The 21,860-nt window shown below is 74.0% G+C and carries 24 protein-coding genes; 7 read left to right on the top strand and 17 right to left on the bottom strand.

Annotated elements, in window-relative coordinates; translation table 11 throughout:
- Positions 1-1,341 carry a glutamine synthetase family protein gene (locus ACI799_RS17900; protein WP_456589037.1) on the bottom strand — a complete coding sequence of 447 codons (1,341 nt, stop codon included), beginning with the start codon at positions 1,339-1,341 and terminating at the stop codon, positions 1-3.
- A gap of 152 nt (positions 1,342-1,493) precedes the next feature.
- Between ACI799_RS17900 and ACI799_RS17895 the strand changes: the two genes are divergently transcribed.
- Both ACI799_RS17895 and panB read left to right on the top strand, forming a co-directional pair.
- Positions 1,494-3,329, top strand: coding sequence for an NAD+ synthase (locus tag ACI799_RS17895; protein ID WP_456589036.1), 1,836 nt, complete (start codon positions 1,494-1,496; stop codon positions 3,327-3,329).
- Entirely contained in the window at positions 3,326-4,156 is an 831-nt protein-coding gene (gene panB / locus ACI799_RS17890) for a 3-methyl-2-oxobutanoate hydroxymethyltransferase (protein WP_456613604.1), read from the top strand. The genes ACI799_RS17895 and panB overlap by 4 nt, the downstream gene beginning before the upstream one ends.
- Positions 4,157-4,271: 115 nt before the next feature.
- Here panB and ACI799_RS17885 read toward each other — a convergent pair whose 3' ends face one another.
- The 3 genes from ACI799_RS17885 to ACI799_RS17875 form a co-directional block, all read right to left on the bottom strand.
- Complete coding sequence (locus ACI799_RS17885; RefSeq protein WP_456613603.1) at positions 4,272-5,033, bottom strand: helical backbone metal receptor; 762 nt, start codon at positions 5,031-5,033, stop codon at positions 4,272-4,274.
- Positions 5,034-5,103: 70 nt separating this feature from the next.
- Entirely contained in the window at positions 5,104-5,799 is a 696-nt protein-coding gene (gene npdG, locus ACI799_RS17880) for an NADPH-dependent F420 reductase (RefSeq protein ID WP_456589033.1), read from the bottom strand.
- 70 nt (positions 5,800-5,869) lie between these two features.
- Positions 5,870-6,052 carry a hypothetical protein gene (locus tag ACI799_RS17875; RefSeq protein WP_456589032.1) on the bottom strand — a complete coding sequence of 61 codons (183 nt, stop codon included), beginning with the start codon at positions 6,050-6,052 and terminating at the stop codon, positions 5,870-5,872.
- A 148-nt stretch (positions 6,053-6,200) separates the two neighbouring features.
- On the opposite strand from ACI799_RS17875, the gene ACI799_RS17870 reads away from it, so the two are divergent.
- Both ACI799_RS17870 and ACI799_RS17865 read left to right on the top strand, forming a co-directional pair.
- Positions 6,201-7,316, top strand: a complete 1,116-nt coding sequence (locus ACI799_RS17870) for a diguanylate cyclase (RefSeq protein WP_456589031.1) — start codon at positions 6,201-6,203, stop codon at positions 7,314-7,316.
- 71 nt (positions 7,317-7,387) lie between these two features.
- Positions 7,388-8,686, top strand: a complete 1,299-nt coding sequence (locus ACI799_RS17865) for a M24 family metallopeptidase (RefSeq protein ID WP_456613602.1) — start codon at positions 7,388-7,390, stop codon at positions 8,684-8,686.
- 45 nt (positions 8,687-8,731) lie between these two features.
- Here the strand turns inward: ACI799_RS17865 and ACI799_RS17860 are convergent, their stop codons facing one another.
- Positions 8,732-9,160 (bottom strand): ChaB family protein, encoded by a 429-nt coding sequence (locus tag ACI799_RS17860; RefSeq protein ID WP_456599192.1) that lies wholly within the window; start codon positions 9,158-9,160, stop codon positions 8,732-8,734.
- A 179-nt stretch (positions 9,161-9,339) separates the two neighbouring features.
- Positions 9,340-10,542 (bottom strand): endo-1,4-beta-xylanase, encoded by a 1,203-nt coding sequence (locus tag ACI799_RS17855; protein WP_456589028.1) that lies wholly within the window; start codon positions 10,540-10,542, stop codon positions 9,340-9,342.
- Between the two features lie 231 nt (positions 10,543-10,773).
- Between ACI799_RS17855 and ACI799_RS17850 the strand changes: the two genes are divergently transcribed.
- Together ACI799_RS17850 and ACI799_RS17845 are read left to right on the top strand one after the other, a co-directional pair.
- The gene (locus ACI799_RS17850) at positions 10,774-11,811 is read left to right on the top strand and encodes a LacI family DNA-binding transcriptional regulator (RefSeq protein ID WP_456613601.1); all 1,038 of its coding nucleotides are present in this window, start codon (positions 10,774-10,776) and stop codon (positions 11,809-11,811) included.
- Positions 11,812-11,867: 56 nt separating this feature from the next.
- The gene (locus tag ACI799_RS17845) at positions 11,868-12,416 is read left to right on the top strand and encodes a DUF4240 domain-containing protein (RefSeq protein WP_456613600.1); all 549 of its coding nucleotides are present in this window, start codon (positions 11,868-11,870) and stop codon (positions 12,414-12,416) included.
- On the opposite strand, the gene ACI799_RS17840 is transcribed toward ACI799_RS17845, so the two are convergent.
- Genes ACI799_RS17840 through ACI799_RS17825 form a run of 4 tightly spaced genes read right to left on the bottom strand, consistent with a single transcriptional unit; the run spans position 12,417 to position 14,451 of the window.
- Positions 12,417-12,800 carry an acyl-CoA thioesterase gene (locus ACI799_RS17840; protein ID WP_456589025.1) on the bottom strand — a complete coding sequence of 128 codons (384 nt, stop codon included), beginning with the start codon at positions 12,798-12,800 and terminating at the stop codon, positions 12,417-12,419.
- A 1-nt stretch (position 12,801) separates the two neighbouring features.
- Positions 12,802-13,032, bottom strand: a complete 231-nt coding sequence (locus ACI799_RS17835) for a hypothetical protein (protein WP_456589024.1) — start codon at positions 13,030-13,032, stop codon at positions 12,802-12,804.
- 1 nt (position 13,033) lies between these two features.
- Positions 13,034-13,291 (bottom strand): DUF2795 domain-containing protein, encoded by a 258-nt coding sequence (locus ACI799_RS17830; RefSeq protein ID WP_456589023.1) that lies wholly within the window; start codon positions 13,289-13,291, stop codon positions 13,034-13,036.
- Between the two features lie 32 nt (positions 13,292-13,323).
- A complete protein-coding gene (locus tag ACI799_RS17825; protein WP_456589022.1) occupies positions 13,324-14,451 on the bottom strand; it encodes a baeRF2 domain-containing protein in 1,128 nt (375 codons plus the stop codon).
- 171 nt (positions 14,452-14,622) lie between these two features.
- Here ACI799_RS17825 and ACI799_RS17820 point away from each other — a divergent pair, with 171 nt between their 5' ends.
- A complete protein-coding gene (locus tag ACI799_RS17820; RefSeq protein WP_456589021.1) occupies positions 14,623-14,967 on the top strand; it encodes a hypothetical protein in 345 nt (114 codons plus the stop codon).
- Positions 14,968-15,100: 133 nt separating this feature from the next.
- Here ACI799_RS17820 and ACI799_RS17815 read toward each other — a convergent pair whose 3' ends face one another.
- Genes ACI799_RS17815 through ACI799_RS17785 form a run of 7 tightly spaced genes read right to left on the bottom strand, consistent with a single transcriptional unit; the run spans position 15,101 to position 21,720 of the window.
- Positions 15,101-15,997, bottom strand: a complete 897-nt coding sequence (locus ACI799_RS17815) for a type II secretion system F family protein (RefSeq protein WP_456599187.1) — start codon at positions 15,995-15,997, stop codon at positions 15,101-15,103.
- Positions 15,997-16,938, bottom strand: coding sequence for a type II secretion system F family protein (locus ACI799_RS17810; RefSeq protein ID WP_456613599.1), 942 nt, complete (start codon positions 16,936-16,938; stop codon positions 15,997-15,999). Before ACI799_RS17810 ends, ACI799_RS17815 begins: the two co-directional genes overlap by 1 nt.
- Positions 16,935-18,413, bottom strand: coding sequence for a CpaF family protein (locus tag ACI799_RS17805; protein WP_456589018.1), 1,479 nt, complete (start codon positions 18,411-18,413; stop codon positions 16,935-16,937). Before ACI799_RS17805 ends, ACI799_RS17810 begins: the two co-directional genes overlap by 4 nt.
- The gene (locus tag ACI799_RS17800; RefSeq protein ID WP_456613598.1) at positions 18,410-19,603 is read right to left on the bottom strand and encodes an AAA family ATPase; all 1,194 of its coding nucleotides are present in this window, start codon (positions 19,601-19,603) and stop codon (positions 18,410-18,412) included. The genes ACI799_RS17805 and ACI799_RS17800 overlap by 4 nt, the downstream gene beginning before the upstream one ends.
- Positions 19,600-20,340, bottom strand: coding sequence for a Flp pilus assembly protein CpaB (gene cpaB / locus ACI799_RS17795; protein ID WP_456589016.1), 741 nt, complete (start codon positions 20,338-20,340; stop codon positions 19,600-19,602). Before cpaB ends, ACI799_RS17800 begins: the two co-directional genes overlap by 4 nt.
- 10 nt (positions 20,341-20,350) lie before the next feature.
- A complete protein-coding gene (locus ACI799_RS17790) occupies positions 20,351-21,322 on the bottom strand; it encodes a pilus assembly protein TadG-related protein (protein ID WP_456599185.1) in 972 nt (323 codons plus the stop codon).
- Positions 21,310-21,720, bottom strand: coding sequence for a TadE/TadG family type IV pilus assembly protein (locus tag ACI799_RS17785; RefSeq protein WP_456613597.1), 411 nt, complete (start codon positions 21,718-21,720; stop codon positions 21,310-21,312). The genes ACI799_RS17790 and ACI799_RS17785 overlap by 13 nt, the downstream gene beginning before the upstream one ends.
- Between the last annotated feature and the right edge of the window lie 140 nt (positions 21,721-21,860).

Genomic DNA, 21,860 nt, shown 5'->3' with positions numbered 1-21,860 from the left:
TCAGAGGCCGGGGAGGTACCGGCGCAGCTCGAAGGGCGTGACGTTCTGCCGGTAGGAGTTGAACTCCTCCCACTTGTTGCGCAGGAAGAACTGGAAGACGTGCTCGCCGAGCGTCTCGGCGACCAGCTCGCTGCCCTGCATCGCCGTCAGCGCCTCGCCGAGGCTGACCGGCAGGTCCTCGTAGCCGGCCGCGCGGCGCTCGGTGTCGGTGAGCGACCAGACGTCGTCCTCGGCCTCCGGCGGCAGCTCGTAGCCCTTCTCGATGCCCCGCAGGCCGGCGGCCAGCAGGACGGCGAAGGTGAGGTAGGGGTTGCACGCGGAGTCCGGCGAGCGCACCTCGACCCGGGCCGACTGCGCCTTGCTGGGCTTGTAGCTCGGCAGCCGGACCAGCGCCGAGCGGTTCGCCCGACCCCAGGTCGCCGCGGTGGGCGCCTCGGTACCGGCCAGCAGCCGGCGGTAGGAGTTCACCGTCTGGTTGGTGATCGCGGTGACCTCGCGGGCATGGGTCAGCAGGCCGGCGATGAACTGCTTGCCGGTGGTCGACAGCCGCATCGGGTCGGCCGGGTCGTGGAAGGCGTTGCGGTCGCCCTCGAACAGCGACAGGTGGGTGTGCATCGCCGAGCCCGCCAGCTCGGTGAACGGCTTGGGCATGAACGTGGCGTGCACGCCCTGGGCCAGCGCGACCTCCCGGACGACGTGCCGCAGCGTCATGATGTTGTCCGCCATCGACAGCGCGTCGGCGTAGCGCAGGTCGATCTCCTGCTGCCCCGGGGCGACCTCGTGGTGGCTGAACTCCACGGAAATGCCCATCGCCTCCAGGGCGAAGACCGCCTCGCGCCGGAAGTCGTGCGCCACGTTGTGCGTGGAGAGGTCGAAGTAGCCGCCGGTGTCGGCGGGCTCCGGTGCGGTGCCGTCGGTGGGCAGGTCCTTGAGCAGGAAGAACTCGATCTCGGGGTGGGTGTAGAAGGTGAACCCCATGTCGGCCGCCTTGGCCAGGGTCCGGCGCAGCACGTGCCGGGGATCGGCCCACGAGGGCGAGCCGTCGGGCAGCGTGATGTCGCAGAACATCCGCGCGGTGTCGCTGGCCCGGCCCTCGCGGGCCGGCATCACCTGGAAGGTGCCGGGATCGGGCTTGGCGAGCATGTCGGACTCGTAGACGCGGGCGAAGCCCTCGATCGCCGAGCCGTCGAAGCCGATGCCCTCGGCGAAGGCGGCCTCGATCTCGGCCGGGGCCACCGCGACGGCCTTGAGGTAGCCGGAGACATCGGTGAACCACAGCCGCACGAAACGGATGTCGCGCTCTTCGAGGGTCCGCAGGACGAACTCCTGCTGTCGGTCCATACCGGCCATGATCCAGTCCGCTCGTTTCAGGTGTGTGACGTCGGCGCAAGCCTGCCCAATCCGGGCGATCCGCACACGGTTCCCGGCCGCGACGGTGCCCGTGTCGCGCCCCCACCTGGCCGTCGGCCCTGGTGGGCGACGAGACTGGCGGCGTGAGCGATCAGCAGCCGGTGCAGATGCGGGTCTCCCTCGCCCAGGTCGACACGCGGGTCGGTGACCTCGCGGGCAACAGCGACCTGGTCCTCCGGTGGGCGGCGGAGGCCGCGGCCGCCGGCGCGCACCTCGTCGTCTTCCCGGAGATGACGCTCACCGGGTACCCACCGGAGGACCTGGTGCTGCGCGAGTCGTTCGCCCGCGCCAGCGAGCAGGCGCTGGTGGACCTCGCGGCCCGGCTGGCCGCCGACGGGCTGGGCGAGCTCGCCGTCGTCGTGGGGTACCTGGCGCACACCGAGGGCAGCGGACCGGCCCCGGTCGACGAGCCGCCCACCGACGACGACCGGCCCAGCGACGCCAACCCCCGCCGGGGTGCTCCCCGCAACGCGGCGGCCCTGCTGCACGGTGGCGACGTCGTCGTCCGCTACTACAAGCGGCACCTGCCCAACTACGGGGTCTTCGACGAGGCGCGCTACTTCGTGCCCGGCACCGAGCTACCGGTGGTGCGGCTGCACGGCGTGGACGTCGCGCTCACCGTCTGCGAGGACCTCTGGGTCGAGGGCGGGCCGTGCGGGGTCGCCGGCCAGGCCGGGGTCGACCTCGTCGTCTCCCCCAACGCCTCCCCGTACGAGCGGGCGAAGGACGACCTCCGGCTCCCGCTGGTGCGTCGCCGGGCGGCCGAGGCGGGGGCGGCGATCCTGTACTGCAACCAGGTGGGCGGGCAGGACGAACTGGTGTTCGACGGCGACTCGATGGCCGTCTCCCCCACCGGGGAACTGCTGGCCCGCGCCCCCCAGTTCGTCGAGCACCTGCTCACCGTCGACCTCGCGCTGGACCCGTCCGCGGTGCCCGAGCGCCGCTCGGGCCGGGTCGGGCCGATGACCGTCACCCGGCACGTGCTGAGCGAGGAGCCGGTGCCCGCCTTCGACCCGCGCCCCGCCACGGTCGCCGAACCGCTCAGCGACTGCGAGGAGGTGTGGCGGGCCCTGGTGCTGGGTCTGCGCGACTTCATCGACAAGAACGGCATGCCCTCGGTGGTGCTCGGTCTCTCCGGGGGCATCGACTCCGCCGTCTGCGCCGCCCTCGCCGTCGACGCGCTGGGCGCCGACCGGGTGCACGGGGTCGGGCTGCCGTCGAAGTGGTCCAGCGAGCACTCGCTCGCCGACGCCGAGGACCTTGCGCGCCGCACCGGCCTGCACTACTCCGTCGTGCCGATCGCGCCGATGGTCGACGCCTACGAGTCCTCGGTGGAGCTCTCCGGGGTCGCCGCCGAGAACCTGCAGGCCCGGGTCCGCGGCACGCTCCTGATGGGGCTGTCCAACCAGCACGGCCACCTCCTGCTGACGACGGGCAACAAGAGCGAGATCGCCGTCGGCTACTCCACCCTCTACGGCGACTCGGCCGGCGGCTTCGCCCCGATCAAGGACGTGCCCAAGACCCTGGTCTGGGAGCTGGCCCGCTGGCGCAACGCCGAGGCCCGCCGCCGTGGCGAGACCGAGCCGATCCCGCAGAACTCGATCGACAAGCCGCCGTCGGCCGAGCTGGCGCCGGGTCAGGTGGACAGTGACTCGCTGCCCTCCTACGACGAGCTCGACGCGGTGATCGCCGACTACGTCGACCGCGACCTCGGCATGGCCCAGCTGCTCGAGCGGGGGCACGACCCAGAAGTGGTGGCGCGCGTCCTCCGGTTGGTGGACGCCGCGGAGTTCAAGCGCCGCCAGTCGGCGCCGGGCACCAAGATCAGTCTCAAGGCGTTCGGGCGCGACCGGCGCCTGCCCATCACCAGCCGCTGGCGGGAGACCCTCCCCACCGTGCGGGAAGGAGCACAGGCGTGAGCGAGTCGGTCCTCTACGGCGGCCAGTCGACGGCGCGGGTGCGCATCCACCACCTGCAGCAGGCCAAGGCACGCGGCGAGAAGTGGGCGATGCTCACCGCCTACGACACCTACAGCGCGGCCATCTTCGAGGAGGCCGGCATCCCGGTCATGCTCGTCGGCGACTCCTCGGGCAACGTCGTGCTCGGGCACACCAGCACCGTGCCGGTGACCGTCGAGGACATCCTGCTGATGACCAAGGCGGTCACCCGCTCCACCAAGCGGGCGCTGATCGTCGCCGACCTGCCGTTCGGGTCCTACGAGTCGGGCCCGCAGCAGGCGTTCGACACCGCCGTCCGCATGATGAAGGAGGGCGGCGCCCAGGCGGTGAAGCTGGAGGGCGGGGTGCGGGTGGCGCCGCAGATCCGGCTGCTGACCGAGGCCGGGATCCCGGTCATGGCGCACGTCGGCTTCACGCCGCAGAGCGAGCACGCCCTCGGCGGCTACCGGGTGCAGGGCCGGGGGGCCGGGGCCGAGCAGCTGCTGGCCGATGCGCACGCGGTGCAGGAGGCCGGTGCGTTCGCCGTCGTCCTGGAGATGGTGCCGGCGGCCGTCGCCGCCCAGGTGACCAAGGAGCTCGCCATCCCCACGATCGGCATCGGCGCCGGCGTCGAGTGCGACGCGCAGGTGCTGGTGTGGCCGGACATGGCCGGGCTCAACGGCGGCCGGGTGCCGAAGTTCGTGAAGAAGTACGCCGACCTGCGGGGCGAGCTGCTGCGGGCCGCGCAGGAGTTCGCCGACGACGTCCGCGGCGGGGCGTTCCCCGGCCCCGAGCACTCCTTCGAGTAGCCACTCAGCTCGCTCTGGGGGTCGAGCTCCCGCTGTCGGCGCCCTGCAACGCCCCCAGTGCGTGCGCACGACCCCCGGAGCCGGCCGCGCGCGGCGCAGCACGTCACCGGTCCGCTCAGGTGGTCAGCTGCCGGGCCAGCACCTGCGGCGCCTCCGCCAGCGAGGGGCCGTACCAGGTGAGGTGCCGGCCGCTGACGAACACCGGCCGAGCCTGCGGCCACGCCTCGGGGCCGTCGTCGGGCGTGAACGCGTAGGGCTCGTCGGGGAACACCACGAGCTCCGCGGGCACCGTCGCCGGCTCGTCCCGGCCGAGCTTCGGGTACCGGTCGGCATGCCCGGCGAACACGTTGCGGACGCCGAGCCGGGCCAGCACGTCACCGGCGAAGGTGTCACGGCCCAGCACCATCCACGGGCGGCGCCAGATCGGGACGACCGCCGGCACGTCCGGCAGCCGCGCCGGTGCCTCCCAGGCCGCGCGAGCGTCGGCCAGCCAGCCCGGGTCGGGGCGGCCCAGCACGCCGCAGAGCCGGGCGAGCGAGTCCAGCGCCTGATCGACGGTGGCCGGCGCGGTCACCCACACGGGTACACCGGCGGCCCGGAGCGCGGCGACGTCGGAGTCCCGGTTCTCCTCGGCGTTGGCGACCACCAGGTCGGGGCGGAGCTCCAGCACCCGGCCCACGTCGGGCCACTTGGTGCCGCCGACCCGCGGGACGTCGAGCCCGGCCGGATGGGTGCACCAGTCGGTCGCCCCGGCCAGCAGCCCGGTGTCGGTGGCCGCGATCGCCTCGGTCAGCGACGGCACCAGCGAGACGACCCGCCGCGGCGGCGGCCCCTCGTAGGGCCGCCGCTGGTCGTCGCGGATTCCAGCGCCGGTCACGGCTCAACTCCCCTGGCCCCGCCCAGAGGCTCACCCTGAGCATGCGAAGGGCGAGGAGGACGGGGTCCTTTCAGACGTCGGTGATCCGGACGCCCGCGTGCACCTTGTAGCGCCGGTTGACCGAGACGAGGTTGATCGTCAGCGCCTCCACCTGGCGGGCGTTGCGCAGCCGGCCGGCGTAGATCCCCCGCATCCCCGGCAGCCGGCCGGCCAGCGCCTGGACGGTGTCCATCGAGGCGCGGTCGTCGCCGACCACCATGACGTCGCCGTCGATCGTGGGCTTCGAGAGGTCCTCGAGCAGCTTGGCCGACAGGTGGTGGAAGGCGCCGACCACGTGCGAGTCCGGCAGCAGCGCGGCCGCCTGCTGCGCGGCGCTGCCCTCCTCGACGTCGAGCACGTAGGCACCGAGCTCGTCGAAGCCCATGGGCACGACGCAGTCGACGACGATCTTGCCGGCCAGCGGGGTGGCGAGCTCGGCCAGAGTCGCGGCGTGTCCGGCGAAGGGGACGGCGACGATGACCAGGTCCGCCGCGCCCGCGACGTCCACGTTGGAGCCCCCGGTGACCGACACCTCGACCCCGCCGGCCACCGTCGCGGCCCGCTCGGCCACCTCGGCGGCCACCTCGGCGGCGCGCTCGGCGTCGCGGGAGCCCAGCAGGATGCGCTGGCCCTGGGCGGCCAGCCGGACGGCCAGCCCACGCCCCTGCGGGCCCGTGCCGCCCAGCACTCCCACGACCAGTTCCTCGACCGCGCGACCGTCCGTCACGTCCACCCCTTCCACGGCGCCGGACGACCCGGCGGCTGGGACCGATCATGCCTGGCCCCCGGGACGGGGGTCAGCGCTCCTCCCACTCGCGGTCCTCCGCGTCGAGCCGCTCGTTCCGCTCGGCGACGGCCGCGAGCGCCTGCTCGGCCTCCTCCCGGGTCTCGTACGGCCCGAGCCGGTGCCGTTCGGCGCACCCGTCGCGGTCCTCGACCCGGTGGTGCTTGAGACAGAAGAACCAGGGCCCCCCGGCCATGCGCGACCTCCTCCACTCGTCGGACGACCTCAGCCTTCCACCCGGCGCGCGGGTCCGCTCGGACGACGACCGCCCGGGCTCGCACCCCAGGGTGACCGGCGGCGCACAGGGGGTGCCGGAACGCCGGTTGGTGCGGCATCCTGCACCCGTGATCGGCCCGGACCTGCGCACTTCCGCCCCCGTCTGCTCCGGGCCGGCCGCCCCCGGTGGGCACGAGCACCGCGTCGCCGCCGTCACCGTCGCCGTGCTGCTGGCCATGGGCGGTGTGATGGGCTCGGTCAACCTCCTGGTGGACGGCGTGCTCCGCGAGGGGGTGGCGCGGTGGGCCTACGCGGGCACCATGCTGCTGCTGCTCGCCCTCGCCGCGGCACTCGCCGCGCGCCGCCGGATCGGCCCCGGGTACACGCTCGTCCTGGTGCTGCTCGGAGATCTGATCTACCTCGTCGTGGTCCTCTGCATCCAGGATCCCCTGCGCTACGCCACCCCGCTGATGCTCCTGTTCCCCGCGCTGGCGGCCGCCTGGTTCCTGGAGCTCCGGGCGCTGGCGGTCCACATGGCGGTGACGACCGGCGTCTGCCTCGCCGCGCTGTGGCCCAGCTACGACAGCGCCGTGGCCCTCGGCGTCCAGGTCGGGGTCAGCGCCGTCACGCTGAACGTCGCGGCGACGGCGGTCTACCTGCTGCGCCGGCGGGTGCAGCGCCTGCTGGTGGAGACCGCGACCCTCACCCACCTGGATCCGCTCACCGGGCTGCACAACCGCCGCTACCTCGTCGAGCAGGCCGAGCGCCTCTGGGGACAGGCCCGGCGGGACGGGACCCGGATCTGCGCCATGGTGCTGGACCTCGACCACTTCAAGCGGCTCAACGACGAGTTCGGGCACGCCGTCGGCGACTCCGTCCTCAGCTCCGTGGCCGCCGCGCTGTCGGCCGCCGTCCGGCCCGCGGACGTGCTCGCCCGCACCGGCGGCGAGGAGCTCGTCGTCGTGGGCTCGGTGGGCGACCCTGCGGAGGCCCGCCGGCTGGCCGAGCGGCTGCGGGCTGCCGTCGCCCGCGGACAGGGCGCCGGCGGGCACGTGGTCACCGCGTCGATCGGCCTGGCCGTCACCCGGCCGGGCGAGGGGGATGACGCCGTCGCGGCGTTGTGGCGGCTGGTCGACGAGGCCGACGCCGCCATGTACCGGGCCAAGCGTGAGGGGCGGGACCGGGTGGCCACCGCCGTGGTCCCGCGCGCCCGCAGCCCCCGGGCGGAGCAGGCCAGCTCCTAGCCCGGCCGCCGGCGGGGGCCGGACGGTGCTCTCGACCGGTGCGTTCGGCGGTTCTCTGCTTCGCTAGGTGCATGACGCTCGTCGCGCCCGACCCGACGCGGACGGTGCCTCTGCCTCTGCGCGAGCAGGCCGACGTGCGCGACCGATGGCTCACCCAGCGGCTGCTCGACGTCCTCCCCGGTCTCATGGACCGGGCGGGCATCGATCTGTGGATCGTCGCCGGACGGGAGTACGACGAGGACCCGGTCCTCGCCACGCTGCTCCCGGCCACCTGGTTGTCCGCCCGCCGGCGCACCATCCTGCTGCTGCACCGCAGCGACGACGGCGTCACCCCCGCCGCGGTCTCCCGCTACCCGGTCGGCCAGTTCCTGCCTGCGTGGACCGCCGACCCGCGGGAGCCCGCCGAGCGCGCCCAGTGGGCGGAGGTCCGCCGGTTCGTGGAGCAGGCCGGCCCGCGCCGCATCGGCATCGACGTCTCCGAGCGCTTCGCCCTGGCCGACGGGCTCTCCCACACCGAGCACCGGCTGCTCACCGAGGCGCTCGGCCCGTACGCGGACCGGCTGGTGTCGGCCGAGCAGCTCGCGGTGAGCTGGCTGGAGACCCGCCTGCCGGAGGAGATCGAGGCGCTGCGGGGGATGAACCGGCTGGCGCACCAGGTGATCGCGGAGGCCTTCTCCCCCGCCGTCGTCCGGGTGGGCCGGACCACCGCGCTGGACGTGGCGTGGTGGCTGCGGCAGCGGCTCCACGACCTGGGCGTGGAGCCGTGGTTCCAGCCGTCGGTGCTGGTGCAGCGCGCCGGCGTGCCCCTGGTCGAGGACGGGGGAACGCTGCTGCCCGCCGTCCCCTCCGACGCGGTGGTCCGGGCCGGGGACCTGCTGCACTGCGACGTGGGCCTGAGCTCGCTGGGGCTGCGGACCGACACGCAGCGCAACGCCTACGTCCTGCGGCCCGGCGAGACCGACGCCCCCGAGGGCCTGCGGTCCGCCATGCGGGCGGCCAACCGGCTGCAGGAGCTGACCGCGGCCGCGCTCCTCCCGGGCCGGACGGGCAACGAAGTGCTGGCCGCCGCCCGCGCCGCCGCGGCAGCGGAGGGCCTGGACGGGGACGTCTACTCGCACCCGATCGGCTACCACGGCCACGGGGCGGGGCCGGCCATCGGCCAGTGGGACCAGCAGCGGGACGTGCCGGGCGCGGGCGACTACCCGGTGCACGCCGACACGGCCTACGCCCTGGAGCTCGCGGTGCGCCGGCCCGTGCCGGAGTGGGACGGCCAGTGCGTGCGGCTGGGGCTCGAGGAGGGCATCGCGCTCACTGCGGACGGCGTCGAGTACCTCGCCGGCCGGCAGACGGAGTTCCAGCTCATCGGCTGACGCGCCGCCGCTCCCCTGGACCAGGGAAGCGGCGACGCGGTGACCTCACTTCGTGCGGGCCTGGGCGGTCTTCTTGTCGTTCGCCTTCTGGATGGCGTCGACCAGCTCCTGCTTCTTCATCTTCGAGCGGCCGGAGATGTCGAGCTTCTTGGCGAGCTCCTGCAGGTGCTCCTTGGTGGCGTTCGCGTCGACGCCGCCCTTGGTCTGCTTGCCGGTGCCGCGGCCGCCGGCGGCCTGGGCGTCCGAGGGGCCCTTCTTGCCGCCCTCCTTCTTCTCCCAGTGGTCGCCGACCTTCTCGTAGGAGTGCTTGACCGCCGCCCACGCGACGCGGTTGGCGCGCTCCTCGTCGTCGTACTCGTCCACCGCCGAGTCGTAGGCCTTGGTGAACGTCCGCTGGGCCTTCTTGTCCGAGCGTCGCAGGGTGCTGGGCAGCTCGGACTGCTTCGCGTCGCCCTTCTTCGTCGTCTTCGGCATCGCTGTCTCCTCTCGGTTCGGGTGCGGCCCTACCCCGGGGGACGGAGATGATCACCTGATCGGGCCGCCGTCCCGCCGGACGGCGGGTCCACCCGCCCGACGGGACCGGGCGGCCGCTCCCCGGGTCGAGGAGCGACCGCCCGGCGCTCAGGCGGGTCCGGCGGGTCGGACCGGGCCGGTCACCGCCCGGCCTGCGCCTCCGCGAGCGTCTCGTGCAGGGCCCAGTAGGCGGGCTTGCGCTCGTAGTTCTCGAACATCACGGTCGCCGCCCCCTGGCCGGGCGAGAAGCTCGGGACCCACGAGTACTTGTCGTTGAAGCCCCAGATGGTGAAGGAGTTGCAGTCGTCCACCGACAGGCAGGCCTCGAGGACGCCCTCGTAGGTGTCCGCCTGCTCGGCGAGCTGCTCCGCGGTGGGCACCCCGCTCTCGGGGAGCGTGAACCGGACGTCCAGCTCGGTGATCGCGGTCTCCAGCCCCAGGTCGTCGAAGCGCTGCATGTTCTCGTCGAGGGTCTCCGGGAAGGGGTACTGCAGGTCCAGGTGGGCCTGGAAGGCGAACCCGTGCAGCGGGACCCCCTCGGCGAGCAGCTGCTTGGCGAGCTCGTAGTAGGCGTCGCTCTTCGGGCCGATGTCCTCGACGGCGTAGTCGTTGAGGAAGAGCTTCGCCTCCGGATCGGCCTCGTGCGCCCAGCGGAAGGCGTCGGCGATGATCCCCGGGCCGAGCCGCTGGATGAAGATGTTGGCAGTCGCGCCCGTCGAACCGTCCCGTAGCCGCACGCCGCCGTCGTCCCACGTGTCGGCGAAGATCTCGTTGGCGACGTCCCACTGGTCGATGCGGCCCTCGTAGCGGCCGACCACCGTCTGGATGTGCTCCTTGAGGATGGTCCGGAGCTCCTCGTCGGTGTAGTCGCCCTCGGTGACCCAGTCGGCCAGCTGGCTGTGCCAGAGGAGCGTGTGGCCGCGGACCTCCTGCCCGTGCCGCTCGGCGAATGCGACGATCGCATCCGCCGGCCCGAAGTTGTAGACCCCGGGCTCCGGGTGGATGAACTCCCACTTCATCTGGTTCTCGGGGGAGACCGAGCTGAACTCCGTGGCGAGGACCTTCCGGTACCGGGGGTCGCGGGTGAACGGATCGGGGTAGCCGGCGTCCACGTGGTGCCCCCCGCCGGCGACCGCGGTCCCGATGACCAGGTCGTCGGGGGCGACGGTGCGCAGGCCGTTCCGGATGGCTGGGCCGCCGGCCCGGTCCTCCTGGGCCTGGGCCGTCGGTGCCGCCTGGTCCTGGGGCGCCGCCGCGGCGGGCAGGACCGCGGCGGAGATCGCGACCGGGACCAGGGCCACCCCGACCGCGCAACGGGCTGCCGCCCGCGAACCGAACCTCACAGAGCGCATGGTTTGCCTTCCCTCGAGACGTCGGAACAGCTTCCGAAAGTTTCCGGAAACCGGAGCCCGGACGTTACGTAGGTCACATGTGGGCGTCAATACGGGAACCCGCGGGCATCGGACGCCGTCGCCGGAGGCCGGCCCTCGCCCGTCGGGGGGAGCTCCGCGGCGCACCCGCCCGGGGCCGCGGGGCCGGCCGTAGGCTGGCCGCCCCGACCAGGAGGAGGTCCGTTGGCCGACGAGCAGACCGGCGCGGTGACCATCGCGGCGATCGCCGCGGCGGCCGGGGTGTCGGTCCCGACGGTCTCCCGCGTCCTGAACGGGCGGTCCGACGTGGCTCCGCAGACCCGCGAGCGCGTGGAGCAGCTGCTCCGCGACCACGGCTACCAGCGCCGAGGCGGCCGGGCCCGGGCGCGGCTGATCGACCTGGTCTTCAACGACCTCGACAGCCCGTGGGCGCTGGAGATCATCCGCGGGGTGGAGGACGTCGCCCACGCGGCAGGCGTGGGCACCGTGGTCACCGCGATCCACCGCCGGGCCAGCGCCACCCGGGGGTGGCTGGACAACCTCGGCGCCCGGGCCAGCGACGGCGCCATCCTGGTCACCAGCGAGCTGGACCCCGAGCTCGACGCGGAGCTGCGCAACCTGCAGGTCCCCGCGGTCGTCGTCGACCCGGCCGGCGTCCCGGAGCTGGACGTGCCGACCATCGGCGCGACCAACTGGGCGGGCGGCCTCAGCGCCACCGAGCACCTGACCGGGCTCGGCCACCGGCGCATCGCCTTCGTCGCCGGCACGCCCGATCTCTGGGCCAGCCGCGCCCGCCTGGCCGGGTACCGGGCGGGCCTGGAGACCGCCGGGCTGCCGTTCGACGCCGACCTGGTGGTGGAAGGCGACTTCGGCTACGCCTCGGGAGCCCGCGCGGCCGACCGCCTTCTGGCCCTGCCCGACCCGCCGACCGCCGTCTTCGCCGCGAACGACCAGATGGCACTGGGGATCTACGAAGGAGTCCGGCGCCGGGGCCTGCGCGTGCCCGAGGACGTCAGCGTCGTCGGGTTCGACGACCTGCCGGAGGCCCGCTGGTCCTCCCCGCCGCTCACCACGGTGCACCAGCCGCTGACCGAGATGGGCGTGCTGGCAGCACGGACGGTGCTGCGCATGGTGGACGGCGAGACCATCGAGAGCCCGCGGCTGGAGCTGGCCACGCGGCTCGTCGTGCGTGACAGCACCACCCCGTCACGGCTGCGCCCCGCCGAGCCGGTCTCCTCCTAGGAACGGGAGGGCCGGGACGACCACGGCACCACCGCGCGCGCCGGTAGGTTCCCGCCGTGGACGCGAACACCTTCTGGACGCTGGTCGAGGACACCCGCGCGGAGGCGGCCGAGACCGCGAAGGACTCGGTGGTCGCCGAGCACGTCGCGACCCTCACGGCCGCCCTCGAGGAGCTCTCGGACGACGACGTCCTCGGCTTCTACCGCCAGCTGATGGCCGCCCGCGCCCGGGCCAACCGCTGGGACCTCTGGGCCGCCGCGTACCTCGCGCTCGGCGGCGCGAGCGACGACGCCTTCCTCGACTTCCGGAACTGGCTGATCAGCCAGGGACAGGCCGCCTACGAGCGCGTGCTCGCCGATCCGGACGCCCTGGCCGACCTCGAGTGGGACGAGGACGAGGACGACTTCGGGTGCGCCGAGGAGTGGGCCTACGCACCCCTGGAGGTGCTGGAGGACCGCGGCTTCGCCGAGGAGGACCTGGACCCGGGGCCCGACGAGGTGGACGACCAGTTCGGTGAGCCGTCCGGTGAGCCGTTCCCGCAGGATGACGACGAGTGGTTCGCCGCCCGCTTCCCGCGGCTCTGGGCCGCCTACGGCCAGAGCTAGCTAGCCCTCCAGGTACCTGCTCCAGTGCGCGCGCTCGGCGTCGGTCATCGGCCGGCTCGTGTTCGCCGCGAAGTCGAAGACCACCAGGACGACGTCGGCCCGGATGGCCACCTCGCCGTCCTGCGCCAGCTCCTGCCGCATCGTGAAGGACTTCGTGCCCAGCCGGGTCACCCAGCTGCGCACGCAGAGCTCCTCGCCGACCCGGTAGTAGAGCTGGCGCAGGTAGTCGACCTCGAGCCGGGCGAGGATCAGGCCGCCTCCGGCGTGATCCTCGCCCAGCGCGAGCCGCGCGTCCTCGAGCAGGCTCAGCGCCCGCGCGTGGTTGACGTGACCCAGCATGTCGGGGTCCGACCAGCGCAGCCGGACCGGGTGCTCGTGCCGCACGTCAGGGCAGGTCGGCGGTCTCGGCGGACTGCCGGTGGGCACCCTGGGCGTCGTCGGGATCGGCGTTGACCGTCCGCTCCTCCGACTCGGCCAGGATGACCTCGGCGGCGACCTCCTCCATGCCGCTGCCCTGCAACGCCGCCTCCTCCGGGAGCAGCTGGGACCGCGTCTCCACGTTGTCCTCGGTGACGTTGTCCAGCGCCTCGGCGCTGGGCTGCTTCTGCGTGGTCACGTCAGAACCGCTGCTGCTCGGTGCCGAGGCCGAGGGCCTCGGCCACCTCCTGGACGTTCTCGAACTGCCGGCCGGCCGGCAGGCGCTGCAGGTCCGAGAGCACCCGGTCGGCCGCGGGCCCCTCCTGCGCCTTGGCGATCAACTGGTCGCGGTCGGCCGGCCACACCTCCTTGCCGAGGGCCTCGGCGAGTGCGGCGCGGCGCTCGATGCCGCGCTGATCGGTTCCGGGCGCGGTGCCGGGCTGGTGCGGGTCGCTCACGGGTGGTTCTCCTTCGGGCTTCGTTGCGGATGTCAGGCCGACGGCGTCGAGTCGTCGGTGTAACGGAGGATCGCGGCGACCGGCTCGCCGTCGGGGAGCGCCGCACGGGGCGCGACGAGCACCCCGGCCGCGCTGGCGGCGGCGGCGGCGACCAGCGCCCGGCCGGCCGGCACGACGGTGCCGTGCACGCCCAGGGAGTCCATGTCCTGCTGCTTCACGCCGAGCTCGAGCGGGCCGTTGCCGACCAGGAGGGTGGCGTCGTCCTGCTCGTCGGCGAGCAGGAGGGTCTCGACCTGCCCCTTGCGCAGCGCCTCGACCACGGCGGCGGTGCCGGTGAGCGCGAGCCCGTGCGCACCGGCGGCCTGCACCTTCTCGAGGGCGTCTGCGATGTCGCGTGCCTCGTGCTCGGCGATCAGCTCGGCGGTGCGGGCGTCGATGGCTGCCCGCTCGGCACCGGCGGCGCGACCACCCTCCTCCATGGTGACCACCAGGTCCGACCACGCGGCGTGCGCCTTGTCGCTCAGGATCTGCCGGGCCCGCACGTCACCGGCGACGAGGATGAACCGCAGCGGCAGCCGCCGGGCCAGGGAGTCGAGCTCGTCGGCGACCAGTCCGAGGTTCTCCTCCCACTGGTTCTCGGCGGTGTGCATGTACGTGTTGTGCGCCCAGCCGCCGACCTTGACCTTGCGCATGTGGAAGGTGTCGCCCTCCACCTGCTTCTCCTGGTCGGGCCGGCCGGGGAGCCCGGCCGTGGTGATGTCGGCGCCCGTGCGGTCGGCGACCACGACGACGTGCGGCAGGCGGCCCGCGAGCTGGGGCAGGATCTGCACCAGGTCGGGCTGGTCGGCCCACTCCGCGGTCTCCCGGGCCGGCGCGTCGGCCAGCGCCTCGTCGAGCACGACGGAGCCGTCGGAGGCGACGACGACGGCGCGACCCTTCAGCGTGCCGGCCTCGCCGCCCTCGTTGCCCTCGAGCAGCCGGCCGCGGACGGCCTCGACGACCGTCTCCGGCGCACCCTGCTCCGCGAGCTGCTCGGTGAGCGCACGCACGCGCAGCTCCAGCTCCGCGTCGGCGTTCTCGTTGGTGTGCGTGACGTCGGCGCAGACCGTGGCGTAGGGCCCGGGCGCGGCGAACACCGGCTCCAGGAAGGACACGTCCATGTCGGGGGGACAACTCCTCGGTCGATCGGGGGTGTTCGGATGGCGGGGCGGCGCGGAGCCGCGACTCCCGCCGTCGCCGCCTACCCACCGGCCGGAAGCTCACACCCGGTGTCGTTTCCGGGAGGCGGGGGTAGGCGGTGCGGCGACACGGACCCGCAGAGAGGACGAGGGATGACGGAGCACGACCAGCTGCCACTGCCCGACTACGACCACCTGCCGGTGGAGGGCCTGGCCTCGCGGATCCGGACGCTGGACGCCCAGGGTCTGGAGACCGTGCTCGAGTACGAACGCGCCCACGCCGACCGCCCGCAGGTGGTGGCGATCATGGAGAACCGGCTCCAGGCGCTCCGCGAGGGCGCCCAGCCCTCGGGTGGCGACCCCGCCGCACCGGCGGCCGACGACCCGTCGCACGCCGCGGCCGGCTCCAAGGTCTCCGAGGCGACCACGGGGCCCGCGATGAACCCGCCCTCGCAGGGCGACCCGACGAACCCCGCCCAGCCCCGCTCCACCGGCTGACCTGACTCGGGCCGGCCCGTGCAGGGTCGGCCCGAGTGGGGGCCGGAGGCCTCCGCGCAGGGACGACGAAACGGCTCCACGTCGCCGGGGAACGGCCATGGGCCGCGGTGTCGTCCGGAGGACGACGATGTGCTCAGCCGCTGAACGCTGCGGCGATGTCCATGACCGCGGGGCCGAGCAGCACGATGAACAGCGTCGGCAGGATGCAGAGGATCAGCGGGAAGATCACCTTGACCGGGATCTGCATCGCCTTCTCCTCCGCGCGCTGGCGGCGCTTGAGCCGCATCTCCTGCGCCTGGGTGCGCAGCACGTCGGCGATCGAGACGCCGTACTGGTCGGCCTGCACCACGGCGCGGATGAAGCGGCGCAGGTCGGGGACGCCCGTCCGCTCGGCGAGCGCCAGGTAGGCGTCGCGACGCGGCTGGCCGACGGCGATGTCCTGCAGCGTGCGCACGAGCTCCTCCGCCAGCGGCCCCGTGCCGTTGCTCCCGGCCCGTGCCATCGCCGACTCGAAACCGAGCCCCGCCTCCACGGCGATCGTCATCTGGTCGAGCGTGTCGGCCAGCTCGAGGGCGATCGCCTCCTGCCGCTCCTGGCCGCGGCTGTACAGGAGCAGCTCGGGGAGGAAGTAGGCGACGACGGTCGCCACCACGGCGACCACGACGATCAGCGGGCCGGGCCGGGCGGTGGCCACGAGCAGCCCCAGCGCCCCCGCGACCAGGGCCAGCACCAGCTTCGCCGCCACCAGCCTCGGGACCGGCCAGGCCGCCGGGCGACCGGCCGTGCCGGCGAGACGGTTGAGCCGGGCGACCGTTCCGCGGGGGGTCAGGCCCCGGGCGACGCGGGTCAGCACCCCGGGCCCGGAACTGGCCGCGGCGGCCGCGCCGGTCGGGCCGAGGCCGCGCACCAGGTTGTCGCGCGCCTGGGCCGTCGCGGCGGAGGGGCGGGCGAGCAGCGCCCAGCCGAGCAGCGGGACGGCGACACTGACCGCGAGGGCGGCCAGCAGGACGGGAACGGGCACGCTGCTCATCAGAACCTGATCGCCACGGTCTTCTTGAGCCACAGGCCCCCGACCAGCAGCATCACGGCCGCCGCGGCGAGCATGGCGTAGCCGACGAGGCTCTCGGTGAACTTCGCGATGTAGGCGGGGTTGGTGATCGAGATGAACCCGGTCACGCCGAACGGCAGCGCCATGAGCACGACGGCCGAGAGCTTGCCCTCGGCCGACAGCGCCTTGACCTGACGGCGGATGGCGTTGCGCTCGCGGATGGTGTTCCCGACGGCGTCCAGCACCTCGGCGAGGTTGCCGCCGACCTCGCGGTGGATGGCGATCGCCTGGGCGACCCAGGTGAAGTCGTCGCTGCCCATCCGGGCGGCGACCTCGTCGAGCGCGTCGCTGAGATCGCGGCCGACGCGCGTCTCGTTGACGATCCGCGCGAACTCCTCCGAGGTCGGCGCCTCGGCCTCGGAGGACACCGAGTCGACCGCCCTCAGCAGGCTGTGCCCGGCGCGCAGGCTGCTGGCCATCAGCTGCAGGGAGTCGTCGAGCTGGTCGGCGAACGCGGCCTGCCGCCGCCCGGCGCGGAAGCCGAGCAGCAGCTTGGCGCCGACGGGCACCAGCACCACGAACAGCACGGCGAGCAGCGGGCCGCCGAGCAGCCCGCCGACGAGCCCGGCGACGACGGTGGTCAGCCCGACGGCGAGGACGAAGTTCGGCAACGTCGTCGCCATGCCGGCCCGTTCCAGGGCGGCGGCGCCGGCGGCGAGCCGGCCACGCTTGAGCAGCACCTTCTCGACCGCGGCTCCCGCCGCCGCGCCGGCGCCGGCCAGCGCGGACGCGGGGGGTGCCACGGACGGGTCGAGCCGGGTGAGGGGCACCCGCGGGGGGCCGGCCGGGACGACGACCAGCGCGAGGATCAGCAGGGCGGCGGAGATCGCGGCGACGCCGAGCACCAGGAGGAGCTCGCTCACCGCTCCCACCTCGAGGGGCGGGCCGGCTCCGCGGCGCCGAACACCCGCGGTGAGAGGGTGATGCCCAGCTCGTCGAACCGGTCGGTGAACCGCGGCCGCACCCCCGTGGGCACCGGCTTGCCGAGGAACCTGCCCGAGGCGTCCACGCCGGCGGAGTAGTCGAACAGGAACGCGTCCTGCAGCGTGACCGTCTCGCCCTCCATGCCCTGCACCTCGGTCACGTGGGTGACCCGCCGGGTGCCGTCGCGCAGCCGGGTGAGCTGGACGACGACGTCGACCGCGGAGGCGATCTGCTCGCGGATGGCCCGCAGCGGCAGGTCCATGCCGGCCATGAGCACCAGCGTCTCCAGCCGCGCGATGGCGTCACGCGGGGAGTTCGCGTGCACCGTCGACAGCGAGCCGTCGTGCCCGGTGTTCATCGCCTGCAGCATGTCCAGCGACTCCCCGCCGCGGCACTCCCCCACCACGATCCGGTCGGGCCGCATGCGGAGCGAGTTGCGGACCAGGTCGCGGATGGTGATCGCGCCCTTGCCCTCGATGTTCGGCGGGCGCGACTCCAGCCGGACGACGTGCTCCTGCTGCAGCTGCAGCTCGACGGCGTCCTCGATGGTGACGATCCGCTCGCCCTCCGGGATGAATGAGGAGAGCACGTTGAGCAGCGTCGTCTTCCCGGTGCCGGTACCGCCGGAGACGATGATGTTGAGCCGGGCGTCGACGCAGGCGTGCAGCAGCTCGGCCATCTCCGGCGAGAGCGTGCCGAAGCCGATCAGGTCGTCGACCCGGAACGGGTCCTTCGCGAACTTCCGGATGGTCAGGGTGGAGCCGCTGAAGGCCAGCGGCGGGATCACCGCGTTCACGCGCGAGCCGTCGGCCAGCCGGGCGTCGACCAGCGGGGAGGACTCGTCTATGCGCCGTCCGACGCGGGAGACGATCCGGTCGATCACCCGGCGCAGGTGCTCCTCGGAGGTGAACCGGGTCGCGGTGCGCTGGAGCCTGCCGCCGCGCTCGACGTAGATGGAGTCCGGCCCGTTCACCATGATCTCGCTGACCGCGTCGTCGTCGAGCAGCCGCTGCAGCGGGCCGTAGCCGAGCACGTCGTCGGCGAGCTCGGCGGTCAGCCGCTGCCGCTCCTCGGCGCTGAGCGGGACGTTCTCCTCCTCGACGACCTCGTCGAGCTCCTTGAGCACGACGGCGCGCAGCGCGTCCTCGGCCATCGACGGGTCGTTCATCCGGCTGCCCATGCGCTCGAACAGGGCCTTGCCCACGCGGTCCTTCAGCCGCGCCAGCGCGTCGGTCGGCGGCGCAGGGGCGGGCGATCCGGTCGGACGGGGGACGGCGGCCGGGCGCACGACCGGGGCGGGCACCGCGGTCGCCGGCCGGTCGGTGCCGGCGTCGGCTGCGGGCCGGGCCGCGGGCGCGGGCGCGGCGGGCCCCGTTCCCTGGCGCGCGGCCTCCAGCCGCTGGGCGAGGTTCACGCCTCCGCCCGGTGCTTGGCCCGGTAGCGGCTGGCCTTCATGAGCGGGGTGGCGGAGAAGCGCGACACCAGCCGGCGCAGCTCGCGCACCATCGGGTCGCGGCGGCCGCCGCTGGTCAGGATGGGCACGCCCTGGTTGGTGGTGGCCGGCACCGCCTTCGACCGGGGCAGGACGACGTCGACCCCCGTGCCGATCGTCGTCTCGACGTCCCGGACGGTCAGGCCGCCCTTGGGGTCGGCGAAGTTCATGACGACGTGCCGGCCGGCGGGGATCATGCACAGCTCGCGGAGCACGTCCATCTCCTTGCGCAGCCCGCGCACCCCCGGCACGTCCATGCTGGTGAGCATCACGACGTCGGATGCGCGGTCCAGCGCCGCCAGCGTCTGCTCCGACAGCCCCGGGGCGGTGTCGACGACGACGTACCGGAACTCCCGGGCCAGCGAGGCCAGCAACCGGCTGACGTCGTCACCGGTGATCGTGTCGCCGGCCGCCGGCGAGTCGGACCCGCACACCGCGTACAGCCCGCTGGGGTGCTGGGTGAGGAACGTCTTGAGGACCATGGTGTCCTCGCTGGCCGGCCCGTGGACGGCGTCGGGCAGCGTGTACTCGGGCACCAGGCTCAGGGCGGAGGCGACGTCGCCGAACTGCACGTCGAGGTCGACGAGCACCGTGGACTGGGGTGCGGCCGCGGTCAGCCCGATCGCCAGGTTCGTGGAGACCGTCGTCTTGCCCACGCCGCCCTTGGGCGAGGCGATGGTGATGACCCGGCCGGCGTAGCGGTCGGTCTCGGCCACCGGCCGCAGCACCCGGCGACGGCCGGCCGCCGCATGCCCGGCGCGCTCGACCGCGGCGGCGATCTCGGCCACGTCGGCGTCCGGCGGGAGCAGGTCGCGGATGCCGGCGCGCATCGCCGACCGCCACATGTCCGGGGACGGGTCGGCCACCAGGACGACGGTGATGCCCGGTGACTGCACGTCGAGCCGGCCGGCCAGGGTCAGCACCTCGGGCGCCGGCGTGTGCGGGCCGACGAGCAGCACGTCGGGCAGCTCGTCGTCGACCAGCTGCTCGAACAGCCGCGCCGGATCGCTGGGCAGCCGGCCCGGCGGCAGCACCTGCAGATCGCCGCCGGTGGCCTCCTTCACGCGCAGGACCAGGTCCTCGCCGGCTCCGGCCAGGACGACGCGGCTCATGAGTAGGCCTTTCCGTAGATGGTGTCGGGGGTGAGCACCTGGGTGCGGGAGACGTCGGGGTCGGGCGGTTCGAGGGACAGCCAGACGCTGGCGTGCTCGGCGGCGAAGACGACGGCCTCGGCCTGCGCGGCCGTCACGGCGAAGGTGACCATGAGGCTGCCGGAGGGGGCCGGTGCGGAGACGGCCGGCGTCGCCCCGTCGGCGGGCGCCGCGGGCGGGGCGGGTGCCCCCTGCACCTGGGTGACCAGGACCTCGTGCAGGACGGCGTGGGTCGTCGCCGGGTCGCCCATGGAGACGAAGACGCCGACGGTGTCGCCGGCGGCCAGCCGGCCGCCGACGGCCCGCTGGGGCTCCAGGACGATGCTCACCTCCTGCATCCCCTCCGGCACCGGCACCGTGCCGGGCGCCTGCCGCTCCTCGGGCCGTACGAACCGGCTGTCGAGCAGCTGCTCGCCGGGCGCGAGGTCGACGGTGGCGACGCGGTCGGCCAGCGTCGCCAGGTCGGTGACCCGGCCCGGCAGCGCCGCCTTCGCCGGCAGCAGCTCGATGCCCACCAGCTCGCCCAGGGCCGCGCCGGGGGTGCCGGCGGGGATGAGGGCCTCGGCCACCAGGACCTGGACGGTCTGCACGCCGGCGAGGGCGCGGGTCTCCGCGCCGCGCACGTAGCCCACGAGGACGACCGTGCCGGCGACGACGAGCGCGAGGGCCACCGCGGTGGCCAGGAGTCGACGTCTCACGTGGGCGCCCCTAACGGATGAGTCGGAGGATCGAGGCCCCGAGCTGCGGGGCGTCCGGGCTGTAGGTCCAGGCGTCGGAGAGCTCGACGAAGCGGGTGTAGTAGCCGGTGACGCACCGGTCGCTGGAGTTGGTGCCGGGCCCGCAGACCTTCTTGCCGCTGCTGATCGAGCCGTTGACCGCGTAGCCGGTGAGGGTGAAGGCGGCGTAGCCGTAGACGCGGTACCAGCCGTTGCTGCCGCCGTCGCCGAACTCGTCGAAGAGCGGCAGCAGGACCGTCCGGCCCAGCCAGCCCTGGAGGTCGGCCTCCGAGCAGCCGGACGGCAGCGACACACCCGTGTCGGAGGAGAGCCGCTGGCCGATCGCGGAGGTGGCGTGGCACCTGCCCGCGTCGGGCACGACCCAGCCGAAACCACCCGGCACGAAGTTGCCCGACGGCCCGGTGCACCCGCCGACGTCGTCGGACTTGCTGAACATGATCGTCTGCAGCGTCTCGGTCGACGGCAGCCCGCCCCCGGTCTGCGCCCGGAACGAGCACCAGGAGAAGGTCAGCGGCAGGACCGCGGTGCCCTGGCTCGGCGCGCCCCAGCCGACCGTCGCGGTCGCCGAGACGTGGCTGGAGTCGTGCCCGATGACGGGCGCGAACCAGTGCTCCTTGGGGGCACCACCGGTGACGGTGACGCTGACCGGGTCGCTGCTGAGCACGGGCTGGCCGGCCGTGCCCGTGGGGTCGTTGAGGGTGATGAGCTCCTGGGCGGTCGCCAGCATGTCGCCGCAGTTGCCGCGGGAGCAGTCCTGGGCCACCGCGATGGCGGCGGCGTCCGCCGCGACCTGGAGCCGGGCGCGCTCGGCGTACAGCGCGCCGATGTCCACGGCGATGGCCGCGAACCCCAGCATGGGGACCATCAGCAGCGAGAGGACGACGGCGCTCGCGCCGTGCTCGCCGTCCAGCCGGCGCCGGGCCAGCGAGATCAGCCGTTGCATCGCATGACCCCCGTTCCGGTGAGCTCGATCCCCGCGCCGAAGAAGTCCGTGAGGTACGGCTTCGGGTAGGTGATGGTGAGGCGGACGGCGGTGTCGCCGGCGCCGGTGGTGGGACAGGTCTCGGCGGTGCCGCCGACGATGGTGATGTGGATCTGGTCGTCGGTGATCGCCGGGTGCAGCGAGGCGGCGGCGGTCCGGACGACGTTGCGCGCGTCCACCGGGTCGTTGCGCAGCGCCATGGCCCGCACCCCCTCGCGGGCGGCAGCCGAGAGCGTGCCCTGCACCTGGAAGGCGTGGCCGAACTCGACGATGCCGATGACCAGCACGATCAGCAGCGGCACGATGAAGGCGAACTCCACGGCGCTGGCACCGCGCTCACCGCGCAGCCGTCCCCTCATCCCGATCCACCGCCCTTCTCGTGCGACGGGGGGGGGGGGGGGGGGGGGGGGGGGGGGGGGGGGGGGGGGGGGGGGGGGGGGGGGGGGGGGGGGGGGGGGGGGGGGGGGGGGGGGGGGGGGGGGGGGGGGGGGGGGGGGGG

The organism is Blastococcus sp. SYSU DS0753 (genome assembly GCF_054051175.1).
The sequence above is the reverse complement of the archived record's forward strand: the minus strand, read 5'-3'. Positions and strand labels throughout refer to the sequence as shown.

What these genes read in the sequence shown, in the direction of transcription:
- ACI799_RS17900 (WP_456589037.1), bottom strand. Translation starts at nt 1,341, where the DNA reads ATGGACCGACAGCAGGAGTTCGTCCTGCGGACCCTCGAAGAGCGCGAC.
- ACI799_RS17875 (WP_456589032.1), bottom strand. Translation starts at nt 6,052, where the DNA reads ATGGCCGGGGGGCCCTGGTTCTTCTGTCTCAAGCACCACCGGGTCGAG.
- ACI799_RS17865 (WP_456613602.1), top strand. Translation starts at nt 7,388, where the DNA reads ATGACGCTCGTCGCGCCCGACCCGACGCGGACGGTGCCTCTGCCTCTG.
- ACI799_RS17860 (WP_456599192.1), bottom strand. Translation starts at nt 9,160, where the DNA reads ATGCCGAAGACGACGAAGAAGGGCGACGCGAAGCAGTCCGAGCTGCCC.
- ACI799_RS17825 (WP_456589022.1), bottom strand. Translation starts at nt 14,451, where the DNA reads ATGGACGTGTCCTTCCTGGAGCCGGTGTTCGCCGCGCCCGGGCCCTAC.
- ACI799_RS17820 (WP_456589021.1), top strand. Translation starts at nt 14,623, where the DNA reads ATGACGGAGCACGACCAGCTGCCACTGCCCGACTACGACCACCTGCCG.
- ACI799_RS17815 (WP_456599187.1), bottom strand. Translation starts at nt 15,997, where the DNA reads ATGAGCAGCGTGCCCGTTCCCGTCCTGCTGGCCGCCCTCGCGGTCAGT.
- ACI799_RS17800 (WP_456613598.1), bottom strand. Translation starts at nt 19,603, where the DNA reads ATGAGCCGCGTCGTCCTGGCCGGAGCCGGCGAGGACCTGGTCCTGCGC.
- ACI799_RS17790 (WP_456599185.1), bottom strand. Translation starts at nt 21,322, where the DNA reads ATGCAACGGCTGATCTCGCTGGCCCGGCGCCGGCTGGACGGCGAGCAC.
- ACI799_RS17785 (WP_456613597.1), bottom strand. Translation starts at nt 21,720, where the DNA reads ATGAGGGGACGGCTGCGCGGTGAGCGCGGTGCCAGCGCCGTGGAGTTC.